Origin of the sequence: Pseudanabaena sp. SR411 (assembly GCF_002251945.1) — a bacterium.
Lineage (GTDB): Bacteria > Cyanobacteriota > Cyanobacteriia > Pseudanabaenales > Pseudanabaenaceae > Pseudanabaena.
This window is the reverse complement of record NZ_NDHW01000222.1, coordinates 1-6,136: the sequence shown is the minus strand read 5'-3', so window position 1 is coordinate 6,136 and position 6,136 is coordinate 1. Positions and strand designations below refer to the sequence as shown.

The following is a 6,136-nucleotide window of genomic DNA, read 5'->3' as shown; positions in this document are numbered from 1 at the left end:
AACTGCTTCTGCCAATCTTTGAGATCTAACGGCTTGTTCAGAAGCGCTTCGTTTTGGTTCATTTTTTTACTGTCTTTTTATTTCATATTTTACCATGCCTTACAGCGGGAAGGGAGTAAGTCGCAGTATGAGCAGAAAAAATATAAAAAGTTTTCTTGATTTTTTATGGAATGATGCGAAGAAAAATCCTTTGAATTTAGTCTCTTATACAAGTGAGATGGATGCTAGAGTTTCGGCGCTTACTAAGGGAGTTGAGATAGATTGATAGAGGTCAATGAATGGAAAATTGATTGTGATTGTTTGGTTGGGATATCTAAGGAATGAGGGTGGGAAGAATGATTGTTATAGGGTTTTTTGGAAAATGGTTGAGAAGGTTGATTTTCCTTCTGATGTTGAGCAGTTGATCGAAGGATCTAACATTTTTTAGTATAGCGATCGCCTAAATCAAAACCCAAATACACCCGCGATCGCTCAATAGTCCCAAGGGTTAATGATTGTGATTTGGCAATCTTGGAAGTCGTCAACATTGCGAGTGACGATCGCTGCATTATTAGATAGACATATAGAGGCAATCAGAGCGTCAGCTTGAGCTATTGGTTTACCTTTTTTGCGGCGATCGCTGGTAATTTGAGCAAAACAGTTTGCTGCATCTGAATCAAAAAATAAAATCTGTCCTACAAAGTCTTCGGTAAACATGGCTTGTGCAGATTCTTGTAAAGCTTTACTGCGTTTACCTTCTGGCATTATAGCGATGCCGCCAAGGATCTCGGCTTGGTTAATGCTGGTGGTAAATAGGTTTTCTCTAGGCTGAGCAGCAACCCAAGATTTGACAGTTTGCGAACCTTGGGGTTTCATCAGTTCTGACAGGATGTTGGTATCAAGAACAATCTTCATAGATCGAATGTTGGTAAGGAACGCATGGGTTTTCTAGGAATTTCGGGGATTTCAAAGTCTCCAAAGTCTGCAAAGCGTCTATTAATGGCGGTAGCGAGGTCAATATTGCTTGGCTTTTTGGGTGCTAATACGCTTTTGAGAATTGCTTTAATTTCAAGCTCAATGGTGCGCCCATGTTGGGCGGCGCGTTGTTCTAGCTGTTGGGCAATGTCTGGTTCTAGTTGATGAATGGTGATGGTTGACATGGCATTGGGGAGTAGTAGAAAGGTGTCATTAAAATTATAACAATCCATTGCCTCCAACCAAGTAAGCTTGAATTCTCCGCGATCGCCTAAATCGAAACTCAAATACATCTGCGATCGCTTCTCTAGGAATTTCGGGGATTTCAAAATCTCCAATGTTTGCGAAGCGTTTATTAATGGTCAACATTACTTAATTTCTTGGGTGTAATACGCTTTTGAGAATTAGCAACTGTAAACCACAAATATTATTAGATGCAAGAAATTATAGTAAATATTATTTAGTTAAAACCCTATTTTTGTTAATGTTTATCATATATTTGTAGCTTAAATACGAAAAATCAAAATTATATATCTCTATTTTTTTATTGACATAGAAACTAAATTAGATTAGCATAATTATTAAAAGGTAAACTGAGCTTTATTGTAGGTAAGAGCCATGTCTGTTAACTATTCTGAACAGCTTAAAAAAGTTTCAGTTAGGGATGTACAGAATGATGTTATTGGACTTTTAGAGAAAATTGAAAGTCTAATGGGGCGTGCCAGCAATGCGCTTAAATCTGATGGCACGGGTAAAAAATACGCAGAATTTGAGCGGCAAATAGTTAACAAGAAGCATGATGTAGAAGAGCTTGAGCTAGTCATGTCTATTGTAGCCCCGATGAAGGCGGGAAAATCTACAATCATCAATGCTGTTGTTGGATTCGACCTTTTGCCAAGCCGTGCAGCAGCAATGACTACTTTGCCTACCGAAATTGTATTTAACAAAGAACTTACAGAGCCTATATTGATTGTGCCTGAAGATTGTAGTGATGCTTTCAATACAACTGTAGAAGCAATTAAAGGCAAAATTCGTGATGAAGGAATTGCTACAACTCAAGATAGGATCGCCACACATCCTCATTTACAGGAATTATTGCAGGAAGTAGAGACTACTGATGGATTCTTAAATTCTGATGAGGTCAAGGGTACTGATGAAATTAAAAGGGTATTGACAGCCCTAAATGACATAGTACGTTTGGCTTCAATACTTGAGCCAACTAAAGATCCACTTGCACGAATCCGAGATTTACCAAGAATTGAAACTCCTTTCTGGCGATCGCAAAAACAAGACGATCAGGCGGATCTACTTGGGAGTTTAGTGATTGTAGATACTCCAGGTCCGAATGAAGCAGGAGAAAATCTAAAACTGTCAGCCGTTGTTGAAGAGCAATTAAAGAATAGTTCGATAATTCTTATTGTTCTTGACTTTACACAGCTAAATAACAAAGCTGCGGATGATATCAAGCGTCAAGTGAAACCAATAATTGATCTGTTAGGTAAAGAAAATCTCTATGTTTTAGTCAACAAGGTTGATCAACGGACTGAAAACGATCCAATGACATCGGAAAAGGTAGAGCAATTCGTTTTAGCCGATCTGGAACTTGGGAACCGAAAAGATACTGATAGGGTTTTTGAAGTGGCGGCAAGATGGGCATTTTGTGCAACAAACTTTTTGTCAGAAGCTCAAGATAATCCTGATGCTGAACTAACTCAATTATCAACAACTCGCCCTTTAGCAGAGCAGGTGTTTGGTATTGACTGGGAAGAGGATCTAGAAGATTCAAGCCTTGCTGAGTTGGAGAAAAAAGCTCAAAGACTTTGGAAAAAGTCAGGATTTCAATCATTCCTTGATCGTTCTATCAATGCTCTTATGGAAAGAGCCGCCCCTCTAGCAATGAAGTCAGCACTTAACTATTGTCGAGGGCTTTTGAATGAACTAAAAGATGATGTATCTTTGCGAAGTAGTGCTATTTCTCAAGATGGTAAAAAATTACGCAATGAAGTTCAGGCATTAGAGGCAGACTTGAAGCGTCTTGAATTGTGCCGAATTAAACTTAAGGAAGTTGAAAGGGTTAGACTCAATCTTCAGGAAAATCTTGGTGGAATCTTAGAAGTTGTAAGGGAAAGTGCATTAGTGAACCTTAAAGACTTTTTCGCAAAAGAAGAGTATGAGAAAGCTGATTCGCTAAAAAAATTAGATATAGAAGCCAGAAACTTTTTGCTAAAGCCAATTAGTTCATTACCTCTTTTCCCTGATTTTATCTCTAAGATGTTTAGAAGTTTGGAATTTAAACCATCAGGAATATTTGAGTTCTCTACTGAGGAACAAGCTGAGAAATTCGCAAATCAATCTATTCTTTATGCGAAGCAGAAATCTGAAGCCATTTTATCGAGCTATAAAGATAGAATTGAACAGGAGATCGATAAGGCTCGAAGAGGATTGATTGATTTTCTAGATCAAGAGACGAAGCCAATTATCAATCAGGCAAAAGCCAGACTCAATCAGAATTTTAATGTTGATTTATCCCTCCCTGCACCATCTTTTGATTCAGATGGAATAAATTTTGCAAATCCAAGAATCAAAAATAATTCTCGTATGGTTGACCAAGGATATGAAACTATTAAAGTAAAAAAGAGATCTTTTTGGAATTGGCTTTGGTTTGTTGAATTTGAAGTAGACGAAAAAAGGAAAAAGCCTGATCGCAAAGAGAACTATTACATAATTTCTTTGGAAGAATTGATTCCTGAGATCAATCAATCAATTGAGAACAGCATAGATGCTTTGCGTTCGGGAATTAACAAATATCTTGACAAAGATTTTCAAGAAAGAGTTGATTCTTTCTTTGATAACCTTGATACTTATTTGGGTAGTTATCGAGATAGCTTGAGACAGGCTCAATCTGATCAACAATTGTTAAAAGAGGAAAAGGATCGGCTTGTAAATGAGTTGAACACTATTGTTCCAGAGGCAAATGAATGTATAAAAAAGTGTAGTTCGCATCTTGATTTGATCGAGCATCTTTTAGCACAACATAAATAAATCAAGATATATATGTACTATCCTTCTACTCAAAGGCTGTATGAACTACAACGTAGAATTCCTGTAGTCGGGGATAAAGCTCTGATCGATTTAGTTAACGGTTTATCAGTTAGCAAAGATATGTTGCGCTACCGCAAGAGTCGTGGGTTTTTCGGCAAGATTTTTGACAAACTTGATGGTAGTAACGAAAAACGTAGATTAATTTTAGATGGTAATCTAATTGCTGGACAAGAAGCTCTTCAAGATTGGGTCTTGGAACTGTGTGACTCGTTAAGTATTTCTCAAGTTGCTCTCACAGAAACACAACGCTCTCTTCTAGAAGTCCGTGATGCTGTTCGATTGTTAAAATCTCAGCAGTCAACATTACAAGCTTTAGGATTTCAACTGGAAAGCTTAGCACAACAGTTTGGCGATCGAATTGATAAATTAGAAGCAAAAGTTCGCCAGTTAGAGATCCGTGTAGCTGCTAAGGAAGATATCGACAATATTTTTGCAGCTTGGGAATCTGAACAGACCTACGAGAATTTACCTTGGTTGATTCAAATTGTATTACTGGCACAAGAAGTATTTTCTAGTTCAGTAACACTGTATGAACTAGAAATGGATGATCGGGAGAAATATCGGCAGCTTTTAACCAACAAAATTGTTACTGCAAGTAAGCAGATGCCGAAAGGGCTAATTGGTTTCGGTGAGTTGCTTACTATCTCCTGTAAGGAACTACGAAAAGAAGATATAGAACTTACAGCAAGCCTACTTGAAGTCCGTTCTATTCATCCTCATCGCATTTTAAACAGTCCTTATATATTTACGATTGGTACAACCTTAGAAATGTATGCGTTACCAGAAGAAAGTAGACCCAATAACCCTGCCCGTCATGCGATTGGGCTATGTCGTCAGCAAATTGAATCAATCCCTCGAATGCTCGAAGTACGGGAGTTAGTTACATACATAGTCGAAGAGGTTGCTGATGATTGTCTAGGTAAAGTTTCAAGAACCTTCTAAACTATATGAACTATCCTAATAAATCTACAGTTGGACTTGTCTTGGTAGGTGGCGGAGCAAAAGGAGCTTACCAAGTTGGCGCTCTTAAATACCTTGATGAAATTGGACTAGATCCCCATATTATTGCTGGTACTAGTATTGGCGCTCTCAATGGTGCAGTGCTTGCTTCTAATGGGACTTTTAGCCAATCAGTTCAACGATTGGATCAACTTTGGACAGACTTAGGTGAAGCAGAGATTTTACGCCCGAATGCTGGGCTTATGAAGCCACTGATAAGTTATGGTTTACAATCGACTGTTCCAATGTTCCGAGAATGGATGCTTTCATTTCTTTATGAAATTGGTATTTTAGAAGATACAAAGTCAATCTTTAATCCAGCACCAATAGAAAATTTTCTCCGTCAAGCGGTAAAACCCGATCTATTGAGAAATGGTACAGAACTCTGGATCACTGCTTTTCCTTCCCTTAACATTCCCTATGTAGACAACGATTTACTAGTAGCAGCAATAGATTTTTTTAGATCCCGTATGGGTACAAAGGCTGATTGGCTTTGTGTTCAAGATTGTGATGATGACGATACTCTGTACAATACAATTCTCGCTAGTGCTGCAATACCACTAGCTTTTCCGAAACGGCAAGTAAATGGGAAGAAATATGTTGACGGCGCACTTGCAGATAATATCCCACTAGGAGCATTAGCTGCAAAGGGTTGTACCCATGCAATAGTTATTCATTTGGGGAATGGGACAACATGGGATCGATATGATTTTCCTAATCAAACCATTATTGAGATCCGTCCTGAGCAGTCCATTAATAAATCGGATGCTTTTCTTATAGGAGAAGGCTCTGCTTTACTGGATTTTAGCCCCGAAAGAATCTCTGAATTAAAGAGACGAGGTTATGCTGATGCAAAGCTATGTATGGATAATATTATTCGCACCTTTACGGGAATAGGAGATCTTCGAGCATCCACAGATTCTTTGATTAATTCTACTCGACTTCTTATGGAGGATGATCCTCTATAAAATTACTTTTAAACCAGCATTAGGAATCCAACAAGTAGCCAGCCTGAAACTAGGAATCGTCAACTTCGCCCAAAAGCGCAGCGTCAAGACCTCCTATACCGTTTGGCAATGGT

7 protein-coding genes are annotated in these 6,136 nt (G+C 38.3%); 4 read left to right on the top strand and 3 right to left on the bottom strand.

Going from position 1 to position 6,136, the window contains the following annotated elements; genetic code table 11:
• The first annotated feature begins 274 nt into the window (after positions 1-274).
• On the top strand, positions 275-427 hold the full coding sequence (locus B9G53_RS29195; RefSeq protein ID WP_141211873.1) for a type II toxin-antitoxin system YhaV family toxin: 153 nt from the start codon (positions 275-277) through the stop codon (positions 425-427).
• Positions 428-471: 44 nt separating this feature from the next.
• Here the strand turns inward: B9G53_RS29195 and B9G53_RS23480 are convergent, their stop codons facing one another.
• Genes B9G53_RS23480 through B9G53_RS27665 form a run of 3 tightly spaced genes read right to left on the bottom strand, consistent with a single transcriptional unit; the run spans position 472 to position 1,323 of the window.
• A complete protein-coding gene (locus tag B9G53_RS23480) occupies positions 472-894 on the bottom strand; it encodes a type II toxin-antitoxin system VapC family toxin (protein WP_094535863.1) in 423 nt (140 codons plus the stop codon).
• Entirely contained in the window at positions 891-1,139 is a 249-nt protein-coding gene (locus B9G53_RS23475; protein ID WP_094535864.1) for a hypothetical protein, read from the bottom strand. Before B9G53_RS23475 ends, B9G53_RS23480 begins: the two co-directional genes overlap by 4 nt.
• 34 nt (positions 1,140-1,173) lie before the next feature.
• A complete protein-coding gene (locus B9G53_RS27665; protein ID WP_176453334.1) occupies positions 1,174-1,323 on the bottom strand; it encodes a hypothetical protein in 150 nt (49 codons plus the stop codon).
• Between the two features lie 249 nt (positions 1,324-1,572).
• On the opposite strand from B9G53_RS27665, the gene B9G53_RS23470 reads away from it, so the two are divergent.
• From B9G53_RS23470 to B9G53_RS23460, 3 genes are read left to right on the top strand one after another with little or no spacing between them, the layout of a single operon-like run.
• Positions 1,573-3,996: a dynamin family protein gene (locus B9G53_RS23470; RefSeq protein WP_094535862.1), complete on the top strand. Its 2,424-nt coding sequence runs from the start codon at positions 1,573-1,575 to the stop codon at positions 3,994-3,996.
• Positions 3,997-4,008: 12 nt separating this feature from the next.
• Positions 4,009-4,998 (top strand): diguanylate cyclase regulator RdcB family protein, encoded by a 990-nt coding sequence (locus tag B9G53_RS23465; RefSeq protein ID WP_094535861.1) that lies wholly within the window; start codon positions 4,009-4,011, stop codon positions 4,996-4,998.
• Positions 4,999-5,003: 5 nt separating this feature from the next.
• Complete coding sequence (locus B9G53_RS23460) at positions 5,004-6,023, top strand: patatin-like phospholipase family protein (protein WP_094535860.1); 1,020 nt, start codon at positions 5,004-5,006, stop codon at positions 6,021-6,023.
• Positions 6,024-6,136 lie beyond the last annotated feature (113 nt).